We start from the raw sequence: 2,346 nt of genomic DNA, 5'->3' as shown, positions 1-2,346 counted from the left end.
CATCGCGAAACTGGTGGACCACGGGCAGGAGCAGACACCAGAGCTCAATGAGGCCCTGGCCGCGCTGTTGCCCCTCGTGAACGCACAGAAAGCTAACTTTAAACAACAGGGTATTGCCAACCTGCTGTGGGCCATGGCGAAACTGGGTGAGCTCGTTGAGTTGAACGTGGTTACATCCACGTTCGAGTCGCTGGTGTACCGAATCAGTGAAAACCCTCAACTCTCTCAGAAAGCCATATTGATGTCTCTCTGGGGAGTAATGGTCTGCTGTGCCAGGCTGTCTCTGGTCTCCAATGCCAATAAAAATCACGTGCTTGAAAAGCCCATGGATGACCTTTTTACCCGTCTGAAAAATACATTCCTGCACAATGAAGAGGATCAACGCACCATTGCCCTGGCCGCAAGTTGGCTTGGCAGAGCGTGTCCGGTCGTCCCCCATTACCAGATAATGATTTCAAAACCTCAATCCGACTTCCGTGAACAACTCCAATCCCACATTCCATCTTTGAAGATTGAAGAAGAAAAGAGTCTGAATTCATTACCTCCGGTTGACCTGCTACTGCCAGATCACAACATGGTGATTGAAGTTCAGGGTCCCTCTCATTACGTGGGTGGTGATTTCAAAACCAGGAATGGTTCGACTCTGCTGAAAATCGCACTGCTGAGAAAATCAGGATTTGGGGTCATTGAAATCCCGATTAACATGCTTTGGAACCGGGATTCAATGAAACGATGTATTGATCAAATAAAGGCCAGGGTAGACATCTCGTCACAACGTCATGGCTCTGTATCACTTAAAAGAAGGTGGGCAGATCAGGCATACGTTACTGCTGATAGAGGCAGGCAACCCTCAGATCACGGTTACCTGACTGCCGAAGAACATTCAGATGAGCAAACCGGTAAACCGGCAAAGAGGAAGAAAACAAACAACCAGTAATTGCCTTCCTCCTATCATGACTCTAGATCCGTTTTCACACGCCGGAAAGAAATGCCAGTGTTGAACACCTGTTGCCCCGGATGATTTGAAAATAACGGGTTGATGGCATCAGGAGTAGATGTGTTTCCCCAACCGTTTACGTTTATAGACGTTGTAGCAAAATGAACTTTTGAACAAAACCGCAGTCTGCTTTTTATATTTTCATTAATTAATGAAATATAATTATGGATAGAACCTCTGCTGGTATCAGTGGTCAATACACAAGATCAAATAATGATTACAACCAACCAAATGACCATGCCGCTTCTTCAAGGCGCGGACGATACAGACATAACACAGTCAGACAATGGGATCCTCCCCCCCGCACAGCCCCAAGGCGTAATGAATTTTACCAATCTTCTACCGCATACTCTTCTCAATATCTACTACGCCGTTCAGTAAATCCTGCTCAAGATTTTAATGCGCTCACCCAACAGGAAATAATGGCTGGCCTGGTGAGTAAATCGCACCGTTTCGGTCATCGCTATGATGGGAGAGATCACGGCCTATATGCCAGTTCAATTAAAAAATACACGTCAACTGCTAAAAGACCGTTAAATCGAGCGGAACAAAGCCAGCTGATGCGTGTGCTGCAAAATTTCACAGCAACGCGGAGCTGGAATTGGCGAAGCCTGACGACAACACTGCACTCATTCACTTCAGCAGGTGTTTTTGCCCTTCCTAAACCCATGGATGAGCGAGTTAAAATTACTCAGGCTAACTTATTGTCAACGCTATTTGATGCAATAATATTCAAGTGCAACCAAAAACCTGAAGCCAGGGATATTGATGCCCAGGGAATCGCCAACCTGCTGTGGGCCATGGCGAAACTGGTAGACAGCGGGCAGGAGCGAAAACTAGGGCTCAACGAGGCTGTGGCCGCACTGTTGCCCCACATGAACGCACAAAAAGACCAATTTATTCCTCAGCATATTGCCAACCTGCTGTGGGCCATGGCGAAACTGGTGGACAACGGGCAGGAGCGGACACCAGGGCTCAATGAGGCCGTGGCCAGCCTATTGCCCAACGTGAATGCACAGAAAGCTCACTTTAAACCACAGGAAATCACCAACCTGCTGTGGGCTATGGCGAAACTGGTGAAGAACGGGCAGGAGCAGACACCAGAGTTCAACGAGGCCGTGGCATCGCTGTTGTCCCTCGTGAACGCTCAGAAAGACCCATTTATTCCTCAGCATATCGCCAACCTGCTGTGGGCCATGGCGAAACTGGTGGACAACGGCCAGAAGCAGACACCAGTGCTTAAAGGGGCTGTGGCCGTGCTGTTGCCCCTCGTGAACGCACAGAAAGACCAATTTATTCCTCAGCATATCGCCAACCTGCTGTGGGCCATGGCGAAACTGGTGGACAAC

Annotated in this window: 2 protein-coding genes; both read left to right on the top strand. The window is 48.6% G+C overall.

What is annotated here, in order from left to right; all coding sequences use genetic code 11:
* A partial coding sequence (locus ACO6VE_RS24310) for an RAP domain-containing protein (protein WP_422464060.1) occupies positions 1-937 on the top strand: 937 nt, incomplete at its 5' end.
* Between the two features lie 224 nt (positions 938-1,161).
* The coding region (locus tag ACO6VE_RS24305; RefSeq protein WP_422464058.1) for a hypothetical protein at positions 1,162-2,346 on the top strand (1,185 nt) is incomplete at its 3' end.

This window comes from Endozoicomonas sp. ALB115 (assembly GCF_049310245.1).
In the GTDB taxonomy this organism is placed as follows: domain Bacteria; phylum Pseudomonadota; class Gammaproteobacteria; order Pseudomonadales; family Endozoicomonadaceae; genus Endozoicomonas.
Note: the sequence above shows the minus strand (reverse complement) of the source record. Positions and strands in the feature narration are given on the sequence as shown.